This is a genomic window from Streptomyces sp. NPDC087906, assembly GCF_055584925.1.
This window is the reverse complement of sequence record NZ_JBVJLC010000001.1, coordinates 179,225-193,992: the sequence shown is the minus strand read 5'-3', so window position 1 is coordinate 193,992 and position 14,768 is coordinate 179,225. Positions and strand designations below refer to the sequence as shown.

General features: G+C 72.5%; 13 protein-coding genes. 5 read left to right on the top strand and 8 right to left on the bottom strand.

The annotated features are described in order from the left end of the window. The first annotated feature begins 21 nt into the window (after nucleotides 1-21). The 4 genes from ACZ63I_RS00845 (at nucleotide 22) to ACZ63I_RS00830 (ending at nucleotide 4,916) form a co-directional block, all read left to right on the top strand. On the top strand, nucleotides 22-456 hold the full coding sequence (locus ACZ63I_RS00845) for a hypothetical protein (RefSeq protein WP_469334044.1): 435 nt from the start codon (nucleotides 22-24) through the stop codon (nucleotides 454-456). 87 nt (nucleotides 457-543) lie between these two features. Further along, the gene (locus ACZ63I_RS00840) at nucleotides 544-1,182 is read left to right on the top strand and encodes a PadR family transcriptional regulator (protein ID WP_469334042.1); all 639 of its coding nucleotides are present in this window, start codon (nucleotides 544-546) and stop codon (nucleotides 1,180-1,182) included. 90 nt (nucleotides 1,183-1,272) lie between these two features. Further along, nucleotides 1,273-2,076: an ABC transporter ATP-binding protein gene (locus ACZ63I_RS00835; RefSeq protein ID WP_469334040.1), complete on the top strand. Its 804-nt coding sequence runs from the start codon at nucleotides 1,273-1,275 to the stop codon at nucleotides 2,074-2,076. Next, the gene (locus ACZ63I_RS00830; RefSeq protein WP_469334038.1) at nucleotides 2,073-4,916 is read left to right on the top strand and encodes an ABC transporter permease; all 2,844 of its coding nucleotides are present in this window, start codon (nucleotides 2,073-2,075) and stop codon (nucleotides 4,914-4,916) included. The genes ACZ63I_RS00835 and ACZ63I_RS00830 overlap by 4 nt, the downstream gene beginning before the upstream one ends. A 131-nt stretch (nucleotides 4,917-5,047) precedes the next feature. On the opposite strand, the gene ACZ63I_RS00825 is transcribed toward ACZ63I_RS00830, so the two are convergent. Both ACZ63I_RS00825 and ACZ63I_RS00820 read right to left on the bottom strand, forming a co-directional pair. Then, nucleotides 5,048-5,593, bottom strand: a complete 546-nt coding sequence (locus ACZ63I_RS00825) for a bacterial proteasome activator family protein (protein WP_469334037.1) — start codon at nucleotides 5,591-5,593, stop codon at nucleotides 5,048-5,050. An 89-nt stretch (nucleotides 5,594-5,682) separates the two neighbouring features. Next, the gene (locus ACZ63I_RS00820; protein WP_469334035.1) at nucleotides 5,683-6,663 is read right to left on the bottom strand and encodes an NAD(P)H-quinone oxidoreductase; all 981 of its coding nucleotides are present in this window, start codon (nucleotides 6,661-6,663) and stop codon (nucleotides 5,683-5,685) included. Nucleotides 6,664-6,792: 129 nt separating this feature from the next. On the opposite strand from ACZ63I_RS00820, the gene ACZ63I_RS00815 reads away from it, so the two are divergent. Next, a complete protein-coding gene (locus tag ACZ63I_RS00815; RefSeq protein ID WP_469334033.1) occupies nucleotides 6,793-7,737 on the top strand; it encodes a ribose-phosphate diphosphokinase in 945 nt (314 codons plus the stop codon). A gap of 4 nt (nucleotides 7,738-7,741) precedes the next feature. On the opposite strand, the gene ACZ63I_RS00810 is transcribed toward ACZ63I_RS00815, so the two are convergent. From ACZ63I_RS00810 to pdhA, 6 genes are read right to left on the bottom strand one after another with little or no spacing between them, the layout of a single operon-like run. Further along, nucleotides 7,742-8,830, bottom strand: coding sequence for a potassium channel family protein (locus ACZ63I_RS00810; RefSeq protein WP_469334031.1), 1,089 nt, complete (start codon nucleotides 8,828-8,830; stop codon nucleotides 7,742-7,744). After that, a complete protein-coding gene (locus ACZ63I_RS00805; RefSeq protein WP_469334029.1) occupies nucleotides 8,827-10,248 on the bottom strand; it encodes a molybdopterin molybdotransferase MoeA in 1,422 nt (473 codons plus the stop codon). Before ACZ63I_RS00805 ends, ACZ63I_RS00810 begins: the two co-directional genes overlap by 4 nt. Further along, nucleotides 10,245-11,132, bottom strand: coding sequence for an NTP transferase domain-containing protein (locus tag ACZ63I_RS00800; RefSeq protein ID WP_469334027.1), 888 nt, complete (start codon nucleotides 11,130-11,132; stop codon nucleotides 10,245-10,247). The genes ACZ63I_RS00805 and ACZ63I_RS00800 overlap by 4 nt, the downstream gene beginning before the upstream one ends. 18 nt (nucleotides 11,133-11,150) lie before the next feature. Continuing rightward, nucleotides 11,151-12,521 (bottom strand): dihydrolipoamide acetyltransferase family protein, encoded by a 1,371-nt coding sequence (locus tag ACZ63I_RS00795; RefSeq protein WP_469334025.1) that lies wholly within the window; start codon nucleotides 12,519-12,521, stop codon nucleotides 11,151-11,153. Beyond that, nucleotides 12,521-13,537 (bottom strand): alpha-ketoacid dehydrogenase subunit beta, encoded by a 1,017-nt coding sequence (locus tag ACZ63I_RS00790; RefSeq protein ID WP_469334024.1) that lies wholly within the window; start codon nucleotides 13,535-13,537, stop codon nucleotides 12,521-12,523. The genes ACZ63I_RS00795 and ACZ63I_RS00790 overlap by 1 nt, the downstream gene beginning before the upstream one ends. Further along, nucleotides 13,534-14,688, bottom strand: a complete 1,155-nt coding sequence (gene pdhA, locus ACZ63I_RS00785; protein ID WP_469334022.1) for a pyruvate dehydrogenase (acetyl-transferring) E1 component subunit alpha — start codon at nucleotides 14,686-14,688, stop codon at nucleotides 13,534-13,536. Before pdhA ends, ACZ63I_RS00790 begins: the two co-directional genes overlap by 4 nt. Nucleotides 14,689-14,768: the final 80 nt, after the last annotated feature.

Below are 14,768 nucleotides of genomic sequence, written 5' to 3'. Positions count from 1 at the left end.
ATCGCATGTGACGCTGAGTCGGTGACTTCACGGCTTCGAATCAGCGCCCGCTGGGTGCCTGCCGCCGCCTCCTTGCTGCTCGCCGTGCCGCCCGCCGTCGCGTACGCCGACGCGTCGGCGCCCCCGTCCCCCGACGCCGGTGCCTCGCTGGCCGGGCGGCCCGCGGGGGAGGGCCGTGAGCGGCCCGGCAGGACGACGGGGCCCGAGGTCTCCCGCCCCGAGGACACCCCCTCGGCCCCTGCCTCGGCGCCGACCACGACGCCCCCCGCCACGCGGTCGGCCGCGCCCGTCGCACCGCTGCCCGATGTTCCGCTGCCCGACGCGGCCCGCCGGCCGGACCCGCAAGCGGTGGGGAAGTCGTCCGAACGGCCGGTGCCCGTGCTCACCCTGGGAGCCGGAATCACCCTGTTCGGCCTGGGTCTCGGCTTCCTCGGACTGCGGCTGCGGCGGCGCTGACGGCGCTCCGTCCCCCTTGAGTACTACCCGCACAGCTCCTTCTCAGGTCGCTTGCGGGCGACGACATACTCGGTATACATACTGAGTATGTCGATTCGCCACGGGCTACTCGCCCTGCTGGAACGCGGTCCGCGCTACGGCTCCCAGCTCCGTACGGAGTTCGAGAGCCGCACGGGTGCCACCTGGCCGCTCAACGTGGGCCAGGTCTACACGACCCTCAGCCGGCTCGAACGGGACGGGATGGTCGAGCAGGACGGGGAGGACGGGTCGGGGCACGCGCTGTACGCGATCACCGACCCCGGACGCGCGGAGCTGAACTCCTGGTTCCGCACCCCCGTCGACCGCAGCAACCCGCCGCGCGACGAACTGGCGATCAAGCTCGCCATGGCGGTGGGCGCGCCCGGTGTCGATATCCGGGAGGTCATCCAGTCGCAGCGCCACCACACCGTCCAGGCGATGCAGGACTACACCCGGCTCAAGGCCCGCGCGCTCGGGACCGAACCGGTCAACCGGGACGAGGTGGCCTGGCTGCTCGTGCTCGAACAGCTCATCTTCCAGACGGAGGCCGAGGCCAGGTGGCTCGACCACTGCGAAGCCCGGCTGGTCCGGCTCTCGATGCTGCCGCCCGACCAGGACACCGCGGCAGCGGCGGAGCCGGCCGCCCCGGTGACCGGGACGGCCGCCGTGACCGGGACGGCCGCCGGACAGCCGGCCGACCAGCGCTGATCCGGGACCGGCCCCGCGCACGGCGGCCGGTCCCGCAACCGACCTGAACGTCATTCGCACGCCACACGTACGCCCAGAGGGGGACCCCCTATGCCTGCCCAGTCACCACAGCCCCAGCAGCCACAACAGCCGCGTGAGCCACAGAGTCCGGCCGGCGCGCGCAGCGCCCAGCGCCCGGTGCTCCAGCTCCAGCAGCTCACCCGCGTCCACGGCAGCGGGGCCACCGAGGTGCACGCCCTGCGCGGCATCAACCTCGATGTCTTCCCCGGCGAACTCGTCGCCGTCATGGGCCCCTCGGGCTCCGGCAAGTCCACGCTGCTCACCATCGCCGGCGGACTCGACAGCCCCACATCGGGCCGGGTGATCGTCGAGGACACGGACATCACCACCGCCGGCCGCAAGGCGATAGCGGCGCTGCGCCGCCGCAGCATCGGCTATGTCTTCCAGGACTACAACCTCATCCCCGCCCTCACGGCGGCCGAGAACATCGCCCTGCCGCGCGAACTGGACGGCGTCTCCGCCCGCAAGAGCCGGGTCGAAGCGCTCGCCTCGCTCTCCGAGATGGGGCTCGAAGCCCTGGCTGACCGGTTCCCCGACGAGATGTCGGGCGGCCAGCAGCAGCGGGTGGCCATCGCCCGCGCCCTGGTCGGCGACCGCCGGCTGGTGCTCGCCGACGAGCCGACCGGCGCCCTGGACTCCGAGACCGGCGAATCGGTGCTCGCCCTGCTGCGCAACCGCTGCGACGCGGGCGCCGCCGGCATCCTCGTCACCCACGAACCGCGGTTCGCCGCCTGGGCGGACCGGGTGGTCTTCCTGCGGGACGGCGCCGTCGTCGACCAGACCGTCCGCAGCGAGGCGGATTCCCTGCTCACCAGCCAGGCGGCCCAGCGGTGATGACCGGTTACCACTCCTGGCGTGCCGCGATCCGGATCGCCAGGCGCGACGCCTGGCGCTTCAAGGGACGCAGCTTCCTCGTCCTCGCCATGATCGCGCTGCCCATCCTCGGGGTGAGCGCCGCCGATCTGACGATCCGCAGCGCCGACCTCTCCACCGAGCAGAATCTGCGGCGGGATATAGGTGCCGCCGACGCGCGCCTCATCGATCCCGAACTCGGCGGCACACCTCTGCTCCAGTCCCCGGACGGCAACCAGTACAGCCCGGTGGGCGACTTCGAGAACAAGCCGTATCCCGACGGCCACGGCGACCTGCGCAAGGCACTGCCGCCCGGGGCCAGGGCGCTGACCGACACCACCGGAACGGCGAAGCTGCGCACCACCCACGGTCTGCTGTCCACCCGGGTCCGCGAGTTGACGACCACGGACCCGATGACCAAGGGCATCATGCGGCTCGACAAGGGCCGGTTCCCGAGGACCATCAACGAGGTCGCGGCGACCACGCAGTTCCTGAAGAACAGCGGGCTGCATATCGGTTCGAAGGTCACCGCGCGCGGGCTCACCGTCGAGTACCGCATCGTCGGCGCCTACGAGCTGCCGAGCGATCTGAAGGCCGAACAGGTCAACGCTCTGCCCGGCGCGCTGCTCGCACCCCTCGGCAAGGCCCTGAAGGCGCAGGGGCTCGAAGTCGGCTACCGGTCCACCACACAACTGGTCGGCGTGCCCGGTGGTTTCACGTGGAACATGGTGCAAAACACCAATAAAACCGGCATAACAGTACTTTCTCGCGCGGTCATGCTGCATCCGCCGGCCGACGCCGATGTCCCACTGTTCCAGACGAAGGACTGGAGCCCCTACAGGAACTCCTCGGCCGCCGCCGAACAACTCGCCGCCGCCGCGACCGTCGTGGGCCTCGCGATGCTGGAGATCTGCCTGCTGGCCGGCCCCGCCTTCGCCGTCGGCGCCCGGCGCTCGCGCCGGCAGCTCGGCCTCGTCGGCGCCAACGGCGGCGACCGCCGGCACATCCGGGCCATCGTGCTCTCCGGCGGCCTGGTCATCGGCGTGGCCTCGGCCGTCGTCGGTACGGCGCTGGGCGTCGGCCTGACCCTCGCCCTGCAACCCGTCATCGAGAACCTTCTGGGCCAGCGGTTCGGCAGCTTCAACGTCCGGCCGCTGGAACTGCTCGGCATCGCCCTGCTCGCCGTACTCACCGGCCTGCTGGCAGCGATCGTCCCCGCCGTCACCGCCTCCCGGCAGACCGTGCTGGCGTCCCTCACCGGCCGCCGCGGCGTGCGCACCACCAGCAAGGTGCTCCCGACGCTCGGACTGATCGCGTTCCTGCTGGGCGGGGCGCTCGCGCTGTACGGCTCGACGATGACCAAGCAGTACGCCGTCGTCGCCGGCGGCAGCGCCATCGCCGAGCTGGGTGTCGTCGCGCTGACCCCGGCCCTGGTGGGGCTGTTCGGCAAGGCGGGCCGCTGGATGTCGCTCTCACCGCGGCTCGCGCTGCGCGACGCCGTACGCAACCGCGGCCGCACGGCGCCCGCCGTGGCCGCCGTGCTCGCCGCCGTCGCCGGTACGGTCGCCGTGTCCACGTACGCGGCGAGCAGCGACGCCGAGTCCAGGCAGGCGTACGAACCGTCCCTGCCGAGGGGCGCCATCTCCCTGATGATCACCGAGGACGCCGGCCGTGATGTGGCGACCGCACGCCAGGCGGTCGTGCAGACGACCCCGGTGGACGTGGAGGCGGACATCTCCCGGCTCTCCGTCGGCAAACCCGGCTGCTCCCCGTACAGCGACGCCGAAGGCTGCGGGCGCTACGAGGTCGTCGTCCCCCCGGCCAACAACTGCCCGCTCTGGGAGAGCGACGACACCGGCAAGACACCCAAGTTCTCCAAGGCGGAGCGGCGCAAGCTGGCCGACGACCCGCGCTGCGTCCAGCAGACCGTGTACAGCGGCATCGACGGCGGTGTGGCGGTCGGTGACGCGAAGGTGCTCAGCGTCCTCGGCATCGACGATCCGGCGGCCGTCAAGGCGCTGGACGCGGGCCAGGTGGTCTCGTTCAACAAGCTGAACCTCGGCAAGGACGGCAAGGCGAGCATCCGGCTGATCACCGACACGGCCGCGGCCGACGAGGCCAGTGCCAAGGGCGAGGACCCGCCGGGCACCGTCAAGAAGTTCAGCGTGCACCAGGCGCCCGACGGCACGAACGCCTACGGCCTGGAGATGCTGATTCCGCCGGCCGCCGCCAAGGCGGCGGGGATCGACACCGTGCCGCTCGGCGCGTACTTCTCGACCACCTCGATGCCGACCAGCGCGCAGCAGCAGAAGCTGGACTCCGAACTCGCCAAGACCGGCAGCTCCGTCGATCTCCAGGTCGAGCAGGGCTACGTCAGCAAGAACAGCATCGTGCTGCTGTCGCTGAGCATCTTCGCGGGCCTGGTGACCATCGGCGCCGCCGGTATCGCCACCGGCCTCGCCCAGGCCGACGCCGAGGCCGACCTGAAGACGCTCGCGGCCGTCGGAGCGCCCTCCCGGGTCCGCAGGACGCTCAGCGGCTTCCAGTGCGGGGTGGTGGCCGCGATGGGGGTGCTGCTCGGCACCGCGTCCGGGGTGCTGCCCGCGATAGGGCTGCGGCTGACCGAGAAGCGGTCGGCGCTGGCCAACTACCAGCAGTCCATCGACCAGGGCTCGGGCCGGATGCCCGTGCCGCACATCCCGATCGTCATCCCCTGGGAGACGCTGGGGCTGCTCCTGATCGCCGTCCCGCTGGGCGCGGCGGTGCTGGCGGCGCTCGTGACCCGCTCGCGCGGGGCGCTGTCGCGCAGGGCCGCGACGTAGCGGACACGGCGGCGTGGACGGACACGCGGACGGCCCGGCACACCGCGAGGTGCGCCGGGCCGTCGTCGTACCGGCTCGTGACAGGTACCGCTCCCGCTTACGGGTACTGCTCGCCTACAGGTGCGGCTCGCCTACAGGTACGGGCCCGAGCGGAGCGCGCCGTGGCCGCCCTGCTCGTCGTCGTCCTCGGGGATCGAGCCCGGCGGCAGCGCCCGCCGCATCTGCTCCAGTTGGGCCCTGGCCGCCATCTGCTGCGCGAACAGCGCCGTCTGGATGCCGTGGAACAGGCCCTCCAGCCAGCCCACGAGCTGAGCCTGCGCGATGCGCAGCTCGGCCTCGGAGGGGATGGCCTCGTCGGTGAAGGGGAGCGACAACCGCTCCAGTTCCTCGACGAGTTCGGGGGCGAGTCCGTCCTCCAGCTCCTTCACCGAACCGGCGTGGATCTCCTTCAGCCGGACCCGGCTCGCCTCGTCCAGAGGGGCCGCCCGTACCTCTTCGAGAAGCTGTTTGATCATGCTGCCGATCCGCATGACCTTCGCCGGCTGCTCGACCATTTCCGTCACCGGGATCTCGCGCGGCTCGCTGTCGGCGTCGCCGCCGCCGAGCGCCATCCCGTCCTGTCCCACCACGAGAACGTGGGGGCTCTCCTGCGAACGTTCGTTCCTCGGCTTATCCATGTGGCCATTGTCTCGCACCTGCCGGACCCGGCGTGGTGTGCCCCCTCGACAAAGGGGGCACACCGCGTATGCGCCGCCGGATCCGGGCGTCAGCCCGCCACCAGCAGGATCTTGCCGATGTGCGAACCGGCCTCCAGGGCGCGATGGGCCCCGGCCGCGTCGGACATGGGCAGCTTCTGGTCGATGATCGGCCGGACCTGCCCGTCGGCGACCAGCGGCCAGACGTGCTCCCGCACAGCGGCGATGATCGCGGCCTTCTCACTCTCCGGGCGGGCCCGCAGCGACGTCGCCGTGATGGCGGCCCGCTTGCCGAGCAGCGTGCCGAGATTCAGCTCGGCCTTCATACCGCCCTGCATCCCGATCACGGCGAGCCGGCCGTTCACGGCGAGCGCCCGCACGTTCCGTTCCAGATACTTCGCGCCGACGATGTCGAGGATGACATCGGCGCCCGCGCCGTCCGTGGCCTTGCGGATCTCCTCCACGAAGTCCTGCTCGCGGTAGTCGATCAGGATGTCGGCGCCCAGCTCGGCGCAGCGGGCCAGCTTGTCGGGGCCGCCCGCGGTGACCGCGACCCGCGCGCCGACCGCCTTGGCCAGTTGGATCGCCATCGTGCCGATGCCGCTCGCGCCGCCGTGCACCAGCAGCGTCTCGCCGGGCCGCAGGTGGGAAATCATGAACACGTTCGACCACACCGTCGCCGCGACCTCGGGCAGTCCCGCAGCCGAGGTCAGATCGAGCCCGGCGGGCACCGGGAGGAGCTGCCCCACCGGTACGGCGACCTTCTCGGCGTAACCGCCGCCGGACAGCAGCGCGCACACCTCGTCCCCGACGGCCCAGCCGGCCACCCCGGGCCCGAGCGCGGCGACCCGGCCCGCGCATTCGAGCCCCGGGTAGGGGGAGGCGCCGGGCGGCGGCTCGTAGTGGCCCTGCCGCTGGAGCAGATCCGCCCGGTTGACGGCCGAGGCCGCCACCTCGACGAGGACCTCCCCCGGACCTGCCTCGGCATCCGGCACGGTGGACCACACCAGCACGTCGGGCCCACCCGGTTCGGTGATCGTGATTGCCTTCATACGCCCGAACGTACCCCGGCGGGTACCGCCCGCACCCGATCCGCCCGCACCAGGACCTCGCCGCAGCGGGCGCGTGGCCGGGCCACTAGTGTGAGATACGCCCTGATCGGCCAGCCGAGGAGCGGATTCGTGCGAGACATCGCTGTATTCAGCGGTAGTGCTCACCCTGCGTTGGCGGCGGAGGTGTGTGCGCATCTGGGGGTTCCGCTCAGTCCGGCGCGGGTCAGCCGCTTCGCCAACGACTGCCTTGAGGTCCAGCTCCAGGCGAACTGCCGGGAGCGGGACGTCTTCATCATCCAGCCGCTGGTCACACCGGTGCAGGAGAACCTTGTCGAGCTGCTGCTGATGTGCGACGCGGCGCGCGGGGCCTCGGCCGGCCGGATCACCGTCGTGATGCCGCACTACGCGTACGCCCGCTCGGACAAGAAGGACGCGCCGCGCATCTCCATCGGCGGCCGGCTGGTCGCCGATCTGCTGGTGACCTCGGGCGCAAGCCGGGTGCTGGCGATGACGCTGCACTCGCCGCAGGTGCACGGCTTCTTCTCGGTGCCCGTCGACCATCTGCACGCGCTGCGCGAGCTGGCCGACCACTTCCACGGCTACGACCTGTCGCAGACCACGGTCGTCTCGCCGGACCTGGGCAACGCCAAGGAGGCGGCCACGTTCGCCCGCATGCTGGGGGCGCAGGTGGCCGCGGGTGCCAAGCAGCGGTTCGCCGACGACCGGGTCTCCATCAGCACCGTGATCGGTGACATCGCCGATCGGGACGTGATTGTCCTGGACGACGAGATCGCCAAGGGCAGTACCGTCCTGGAACTCCTCGACCGGCTGCGTGAGCGGGGGCCGCGCTCCATCCGGGTGGCCTGTACGCACGGACTGTTCGCGGCTGGCGCGCTGAAGCGGCTGTCCGAGCAGCCGGACGTGCTGGAGATCGTCTGCACCAACACCGTGCCGATACCGATCGAGGAGCACACGGAGAAGCTGCGGGTCCTGTCGATCGCCCCGGCGCTGGCCGAGGCGGTACGGCGGATCCACAACGGCGAGTCGGTCAGCGCGCTCTTCGACGCCTCCTGACGGCTCAGCTCGCTCGGTTCGTCTCTTCGGGCGGCGCCGGGTTCTGTGCCCGCACGATGGTGATCAGCCGGTCGGTGAGCTGGAGCGGGCTCGCCTGCGGGTCGTCGTAGCCCATCAGCCGGTGCCCGCGCAGCACGCTCACCACCAGATCGTCCGTCTCCCGTACCCCCAGGCCGACTTCGGCCTTTATCACCGGGCGCTCCACGAGGTCGAGGCCGCTGCCCTGCTGGATCAGGTCCTCCATCACCGAGCCCGCCGTGGGGCTGAGGACGGACATGCCGAGCAGCCGGCCCGCCGCGCTGGCGCTGGTGATCACGGCGTCGGCGCCCGACTGGCGCAGCAGCGGCGCGTTCTCCTCCTCGCGCACCGCGGCGACGATCTTGGCGGGGCGGTTGAGCTGGCGCGCGGTCAGCGTGACCAGGACGGCCGTGTCGTCGCGCTGGGTCGCGATGACGATCTGCCGGGCCCGCTGCACCTCGGCCCGCAGCAGTACCTCGCTGCGGGTCGCGTCACCGACGACGCCCACGAAACCTTCGGCGTTGGCCGCCTCGATCACCTTGACCGAGGGGTCGACCACCACGATCTGGTCCTTCTTGAGGCCCGTGGCGCACAGGGTCTGCATCGCCGAGCGGCCCTTCGTACCGAAGCCGACGATGACGGTGTGATCACGCAAGTTGGACCTCCAGCGGTTCAGCCGCCATTCCTCCCGGGTGCGCTCCGTGAGGACCTCAAGGGTCGTACCGACCAGGATGATGAGAAAGAGCACCCGCAGCGGGGTCACCAGCAGCACATTGACCAGCCGCGCCGAGTCGCTGTACGGGACGATGTCGCCGTAGCCCGTGGTGGAGAGCGTGACGGTCGCGTAGTAGACGGCGTCGAGGAAGTCGACCTTGTTGTCGGAGTTGTCGTGGTAGCCGCTGTTGTCGATCCAGACGATGAAGACCGTCACGAACAGCACCACCAGCGCCATCACCAGCCGTCGGGTGACCTGCACCAGCGGCTTGTTGACCTGGCGGCGGGGCAGTTCGACCCGGGCGGTGACCAGATGCTCGTCCGCGTTCCGCGCCATCGCGTCATGGCCGGGAAGTTTCACGTGAAACACCCGCCCTCGACTGCGGCCGTCCAGGGCAAATCAAGAACCTCCAGCTCGGTGCCCGGCAGCGCGCCGCCCGGCGGAACAACCGCGAGACCGTCCGCGGCGGCGATACCGCGCAGCATCGCCGGACCGCTGAAGTGCAGGGGTACGAGCCGCTCGGCCCGGTGGACGAAGGGTACAAGGCGCGTGTCGGACGGGTGCCCCTGGATCTCGTCCCGAACCGGCACGCGATACGCCTGCGGTGTCCGCCGCCCGGCCAGGGCGCACAGCAGCGGCTCGGCGAGGGTGAGCAGCCCGGAGACGGCGGCGAGCGGGTTGCCCGGCAGCCCCACCAGATGGCGTCCGGGGGCCAGCCTGGCGAGCAGCATGGGATGGCCCGGCCGGACGGTGACGCCGTCCACCAGCAGCTCGGCACCCGCCTTGCGGAGCACGGGATGCACATGGTCGACGGGCCCTGACGCCGTGCCGCCCGTGGTGATGACGAGATCGGCGGTGGAGCGCGTGACGGCACGGTACAGCGCGCCCGCGTCGTCGGCGATCCGGCGGGTGGCGACAATCTCGGCGCCGAGGGTCCGCAGCCAGGGGCCGATCATCGGGCCGAGGGCGTCGCGGATGAGTCCGTCGTGCGGGCGGCCCTCCGTGAGCAGTTCGTCGCCGAGGACCAGCACCTCGACCCGGGGCCGGGGGACGGTACGCAGGTCGTCGTAACCGGCGGCGGCGGCGAGACCCAGGACCGCCGGGGTCACCGGCGTTCCCGCGGGCAGCAGTTGGTCGCCGGAGCGGCACTCCTGGCCGCGCGGCCGGATGTCCTGACCCTGCACCACCTGGCCCTCGGGGTGGAGCCGGCCGCCCGCGTCCGTGCGGGCATGTTCGCTGCGGATCACGGCCGTCGCCTCGGGCGGGACCCGGGCGCCGGTGGCGATCCGTACGGCCAGGCCGTCGGGCAGCGGCTCGCACGCGCCGCGCCCGGCGAGGATGCCGTCGCGGCCGGGACTGTCGTGGTCACCGCCGAGGGGGCCGATCACGGACCAGGGTCCGGGACCCGAGACCGCCCAGCCGTCCATGGCGGAGGTGTCGAAGGACGGCAGGTCGGTGAGCGCGGCCAACGGCTCGGCGAGCACCTCGCCGAGGGCCTGGTCGAGCGGCACCCGGCGACTTCGCGCGTCCGGCGCGGCGCCCTGCCGGCCGGAGCGCTGCGCGACGGCGCGGGCCGCCGCCCAGGGGAGGGCGAGATGCCGCTCAGGGTCGGCGCCGTCCCCCTCCGGTGACCGGCCGTCCGGTGGTCGCCTGCCGACCAGGGCCAGCGCCTCCTCGACCCCGTCGGTCTCGGCACCGTCGGTCTCGGCACCGGCGGGCTCGGCACCGGCCGGCTCGGGCCTGGCCGCGGCCCCCGTCCCGCGGTCCGGAGCCGTCATCCGGATTCGTCCCCCTTGGCTCCTTCGGCTCCTTCGGCTCCTTCGGCGCTATCGACCTCCTCCGCCCAGCGGAGCGCGAGCGCCGCCGCCTTGCGGGCCGCTTCGGCGACGGCCTGCGGTCCGTCCCCGCTCGCCTGCCCCGCCGCGTACCCGACCAGAAAGGTCGTCAGCGGGGCGGCGGGCCGGGCGACGCCGTGCGCGGCGTCGCGGGCGAGGTCGAGCAGTACGCCCGTGTCGACGTCCAGCTCGATGCCGAGTTCGTCCTTGACTGCGGTGATCCATTCGTCCAGCACGGTCCCATGCTCCCTGATCCGGGCGCGGGCCGTGGAGATGTCCTCCCAGGTGTCGCAGTCGAACGAGGCCAGCGGTCCCGCTTCGACGCGTACCAGGTCAAGTTCGGCCGGGAGCAGGCGAAGTGGCAGCCCGGCGAGGCTGCCGTACTCGGTGCGCAGCAGCGCGATCTCGCGACGCAGCGGCTCCGTGCGGTACGCGGCGACGAGCGGCTGGTCCCGGCCTTCGGCGTCGGTCAGCAGCGCCGCTTCGGCGTCACCTGCCGCGAGGGCCCCGATCAGCCGGTCCACGGTCGCCGTTCGAAGGAACGGCAGATCCGCCGAGAGCACCAGCGCGGCCGGTGCCTCGACGTGCCGCACGCCCGCTTCGAGCGCGGCGAGCGGACCGCCGCCCGGCGGCTCCTCACGGGCCCAGCTCACCGGCCGTACGGTGGGCCGTCTGCCGCCGACGACGACGGTACGGCTGGCGCCGGCGCAGGCGCCGAGCACCCGGTCGAGCAGCGCCCGGCCACCGACCCGTACCCCTGGCTTGTCGGCGCCGCCGAGCCGCTTGGCGGCGCCTCCGGCCAGCACGATGGCGTCATACGCGGTCATGACAGAAGTATGGTCCTGTCACAGCGTGCGCAGCAGCACCGCCGGCTGTTCGACGCAGTCCGCCACAAAGCGCAGGAAGCCGCCCGCCGTGCCGCCGTCGCAGACGCGGTGGTCGAAGGTGAGCGAGAGCTGGACGACCTGACGGACCGCCAACTCGCCTCCGTGCACCCACGGTTTGGGGATGATCCGGCCGACCCCGAGCATCGCGGCCTCCGGGTGGTTGATGATCGGCGTCGAGCCGTCGACCCCGAACACCCCGTAGTTGTTCAGCGTGAACGTGCCGCCGGTGAGGTCGGCCGGGGTCAGCGTGCCCGACCGGCCTGCCTCGGTCAGCCGGCCGAACTCGGCGCTCAGCGCTTCGGTGGAGCGGGTGTGCGCGTCGCGGACGACGGGGACGACCAGGCCGCGCTCGGTCTGCGCGGCGAAGCCGAGATGCACTTCGGAGCACCGGACGATCTCCCCCGCCGCCATGTCCACCGACGAGTTGAGCTCCGGATACCGCGCCAGCGCCGCCGTGCAGATCCGGGCGAGCAGCGCCAGGAGCGAGACCTTCGGTCCGCCGGCCGCGTTCATGGCCGTACGGGCCGCCATCAGCTCCGTGGCGTCGGCGTCGACCCAGCAGGTGGCCTCGGGGATCTCCCGCCGGCTGCGGGAGAGCTTCTCGGCGACCGCGCCGCGCACCCCGCGCAGCGGGATCCGTACCTGGCCCGCCGCCGGGGCGGCCGGCTGCGGCGCCTCGCGCTCCTCTGCTGCCCGGACGATCGCCTGCTCGACGTCGGAGCGCAGGATCAGCCCCTCGCGGCCCGAACCGGTCAGCGCCCGCAGATCGAGCCCGTTCTGCCGGGCGAGCCGCCGCACGAGCGGCGAGATGACCGCGACAGGACCGGCGCCCGCGGTCGCAGCGCCGACCGCCGTACCGTTCACTGCGGCCACAGAAGCGGGCACGGGGACGGGCGGGGACGCGGGCGCGGGTGCGGGTACAGGTGCGGGGTGCGCGATGACACGGCTCGCGGCGCCGATCGGCTCGCGGGTGACCCTGCGCCTGCGGGGGGCCGGTGCGCCGGTGCCGTAACCGACCAGCACATTGCCCGACGCGTCGCCCTCGCCCTCGCCGTCGGACGGCTCGGCCGAGGCGCCGTCCGGCGTCCCCACCGCCACCGTCATCAGCGCGGCGCCGACGGGCAGTTCGCTGCCCTCCTCGCCGAACCGCGCCGTCACGACGCCGCCGTACGGGCAGGGCACCTCGACCGTCGCCTTGGCCGTCTCGACCTCGACCACCGGCTGGTCGACGGCGACGACATCGCCCACCGACACCAGCCAGCGCACGATCTCCGCCTCGGTCAGTCCCTCGCCGAGGTCGGGCAGCTTGAATTCGAGCACCTGGGGCATCAGCTCTCCGCCTCCCACTGGAGCCGCGCGACCGCGTCCAGCACCCGGTCGACGCCCGGCAGATGGTGTTTCTCCAGCATCGGCGGCGGATACGGGATGTCGAACCCCGCCACCCGCAGCACCGGCGCCTCCAGATGGTGGAAGCAGCGCTCGGTGACCCTGGCGGCGATCTCACCGCCGGGCCCGCCGAATCCGTTGGATTCGTGCACGACGACCGCCCGGCCCGTACGCCGTACGGACTCGGCGACCGTCTCGTCGTCGAACGGCACCAGGGAGCGCAGGTCGACGACCTCCAGATCCCAGCCCTCGGCACGCGCCGCCTCGGCGGCCTCCAGACAGACCGGGACGCTGGGCCCGTACGTGATGAGCGTGGCGCTGCTGCCGGGACGCCGCACGACGGCCCGGCCGATCGGCTCGACCGCCGGCGGCTCGTCCGGCGACCAGGACGCCTTCGACCAGTAGAGCCGCTTCGGCTCCAGGAAGACCACCGGATCGTCGGAGGCGATGGCCGCGCGCAGCAGGCCGTACGCGTCGTCGACCGTCGCGGGCGTCACGACATGGAGCCCCGGAGTCGCCATGTAGTACGCCTCTGACGAGTCGCTGTGGTGCTCGACGCCGCCGATCCCGCCGCCGTACGGCACCCGCACCGTGATCGGCAGGGGCATCGCGCCCCTGGTGCGGTTGCGCATCTTCGCCACATGGCTGATGAGCTGCTCGAACGACGGATAGGCGAAGGCGTCGAACTGCATCTCCACGACGGGCCGCAGCCCGTACATCGCCATCCCGACGGCCGTCCCGAGGATGCCCGCCTCGGCGAGCGGGGTGTCGGTGCAGCGGTCGTCGCCGAACTCGGCCGCGAGGCCGTCGGTGATGCGGAAGACCCCGCCGAGCGTGCCCACGTCCTCACCGAGGACATGCACGGACGGGTCGTCGGCCATGGCGTCCCGCAGGGCGCGCTGGAGCGCCAGCGCCATCGTGGCGGGCTTCAGCGCCGGTTTCACCGCTGCCGTGGTCATCGCGGCTCACCCGCGGCGTCCAGCTCGGCGCGGAGCATCTCGGCCTGCTCGCGTAGCTGGCTGGTCTGCTCGGCGTAGACATGCGCGAAGAGGTCCATCGGGTCCAGCACCGGGTCGGCGTTCATCCGCTCACGCAGCCCCGCCGCCATCTCGTCGGCGGCCCGCGCCGCCTGGTCCGCGCCTGCGTCGTCGAGCACTCCGCGCTCCCTCAGCTCCCGTTCGAGCAGCCGGACCGGATCGTGCGCGCGCCACGCCTCCACCTCGCTGTCGTCGCGGTAGCGGGTCGCGTCGTCGGCGTTCGTGTGCGCCTCCATGCGGTACGTGACGGCCTCGACCAGGGTCGGTCCGCCGCCGCGCCTGGCGCGGTCCACGGCCTCGCCGAGCACCGTGTGCACCGCCAGTACGTCGTTCCCGTCGACCAGCCTGCCCGGCATGCCGTACCCGACGGCCTTGTGGGCCAGGGAGGGCGCCGCGGTCTGCTTGGCGAGCGGTACGGAGATCGCGAAGCCGTTGTTCTGGACGAGGAAGACCACCGGCGCCTGCCACACGGCGGCGAAGTTCAGCGCCTCGTGGAAGTCGCCCTCGCTGGTCCCGCCGTCGCCGACGAGGGCGAGCGCGACCACGTCGTCCCCCTTGAGGCGGGCGGCGTGCGCGAGGCCCACGGCATGCGGGAGCTGGGTGGCGAGCGGCGTCGACAGCGGGGCGACGCGGTGCTCGTACGGGTCGTAGCCGGTGTGCCGGTCGCCGCGCAGCAGCGAGAGCACCTCGACGGGGTCGATGCCGCGCGCCACCGCCGCCAGCGAGTCGCGGTAGCTGGGGAAGAGCCAGTCCTGCTCCCGCAGGACCTGCGCGGCTGCGATCTCGCACGCCTCCTGGCCGGTGCTCGACGGGTAGACGGCGAGCCTGCCCTGCTTGGTCAGGGCTGTGGCCTGCGCGTTGAACCTGCGGCCGCGCACCAGCTCGGCGTAGAGGCGCAGCAGCAGCGCGGGATCGGCGCCTGCTGCGGCCCGCGTGCCCAGCACGCGGTACGGCTCGGCGTCCGGCAGCAGCGGCGCGGCGGCCGTACGCGGCTGCCACGCCGGGGGCGGGGTGGGCGGGCGGGACGCGGCAGCGCCCGGCGGTTCCTGGACCGACGTACTGCTCTTCTTCACGCGTGCACCTCCTCTTGGGAGTGGGCGAGGGCAGTGCCGGGATGTGGCACGTCTCACCTACCGATTGTTCGGTCGCGGGC

Coding starts and splice junctions, on each gene's coding strand:
- ACZ63I_RS00840 (WP_469334042.1), top strand. CDS start 544: ATGTCGATTCGCCACGGGCTACTCGCCCTGCTGGAACGCGGTCCGCGC.
- ACZ63I_RS00835 (WP_469334040.1), top strand. CDS start 1,273: ATGCCTGCCCAGTCACCACAGCCCCAGCAGCCACAACAGCCGCGTGAG.
- ACZ63I_RS00825 (WP_469334037.1), bottom strand. CDS start 5,593: ATGGATAAGCCGAGGAACGAACGTTCGCAGGAGAGCCCCCACGTTCTC.
- ACZ63I_RS00820 (WP_469334035.1), bottom strand. CDS start 6,663: ATGAAGGCAATCACGATCACCGAACCGGGTGGGCCCGACGTGCTGGTG.
- ACZ63I_RS00805 (WP_469334029.1), bottom strand. CDS start 10,248: ATGACGGCTCCGGACCGCGGGACGGGGGCCGCGGCCAGGCCCGAGCCG.
- ACZ63I_RS00800 (WP_469334027.1), bottom strand. CDS start 11,132: ATGACCGCGTATGACGCCATCGTGCTGGCCGGAGGCGCCGCCAAGCGG.
- ACZ63I_RS00795 (WP_469334025.1), bottom strand. CDS start 12,521: ATGCCCCAGGTGCTCGAATTCAAGCTGCCCGACCTCGGCGAGGGACTG.
- ACZ63I_RS00790 (WP_469334024.1), bottom strand. CDS start 13,537: ATGACCACGGCAGCGGTGAAACCGGCGCTGAAGCCCGCCACGATGGCG.